Annotated in this window: 2 protein-coding genes; both read right to left on the bottom strand. The window is 47.5% G+C overall.

Features of this window, described 5'->3' with window-relative positions; genetic code table 11:
- A partial coding sequence (locus tag R7P67_RS25600) for a hypothetical protein (RefSeq protein WP_318086422.1) occupies positions 1 to 196 on the bottom strand: 196 nt, incomplete at its 3' end.
- Between the two features lie 227 nt (positions 197 to 423).
- A partial coding sequence (locus R7P67_RS25595; protein WP_318086421.1) for a citrate/2-methylcitrate synthase occupies positions 424 to 1148 on the bottom strand: 725 nt, incomplete at its 5' end.

Raw genomic sequence — 1148 nt, 5'->3', positions numbered from 1 at the left:
TAAGCTGTTTTAGGCTGTCGGTTAATACGCTTGGATCGCAGCGGCGTACGAGCTGTTCGGCAAGAACGCGTGAGGTGTAAGGGAGCGTTTCATAGGCTCCAGGAGAGATAGAGTTTACGGCTTCGCGGGCATCAAAGTAATCAAGTTGAGTCCCCGGAAGCGACTTACGGAATTGGGTATTAATAGTTGTGCTCATGGTTTGCTTCCATTCAATCTGTACATCTTGGCCTTCTCCCCATCTCTCTAGAAACGCTACTCTAGCAAAGCAGTTTGGAGAACTTGATTGGAGAACTTTTTGAGATGTAGTCGCTCTAGTAATGTTTGTGACGAGAAGTCCTCCTTCTTCTGCCAAGAGAGAGTGAAAACAGAAGAAGGAGGAGATAAACCAATCAAAGCATGTAATGACTTTGACTGGCTTTCGCGCTAGCGATTCTCAATAGGCACCCACTCTTGATGATCTGGACCGGTGTAATCTGCGCTTGGACGAATAATGCGGTTATTTGCGCGTTGTTCATACACGTGTGCAGCCCAACCAGTTAAACGGCTCATCACGAAAATCGGTGTGAACAGTTTGGTCGGAATGTCCATAAAGTGGTACGCCGATGCATGGAAGAAGTCCGCATTACAGAACAAGCCTTTCTCACGCTTCATCACCGATTCAACACGCTCAGATACTGCGTATAAATGCGTGTCACCCACATGCTTCGACAATTCTTCAGACCAACGTTTGATCAGTGCGTTGCGAGGGTCGCTTTCTCGATAAATCGCATGACCAAATCCCATGATCTTGTCTTTATTCGCCAGCATTTTCATGATGTTGGCTTCGGCTTCATCCGGCGTCTGCCAGTCTTCAATCATCTCCATCGCTGCTTCGTTTGCGCCGCCGTGAAGAGGGCCACGAAGCGTACCGATTGCAGCTGTAATGCAAGAGTGAATGTCGGACAATGTTGATGCACAAACGCGTGCTGCGAATGTTGAGGCGTTAAACTCATGCTCTGCGTAAAGAATTAATGAACAGTGCATCACTTGCTTGTGTAGCACTGATGGCTCTTTATCTGTAAGCAATCGCAAGAAATAACCGCCGATGCAGTCTTCGGTTTGATCTTCTGTGTCGATACGAACGCCATCGTGACTAAAACGGTACCAGT

The sequence above is a fragment of the Vibrio sp. Vb0937 genome, from assembly GCF_033338855.1.
Note: the sequence above shows the minus strand (reverse complement) of the source record. Positions and strands in the feature narration are given on the sequence as shown.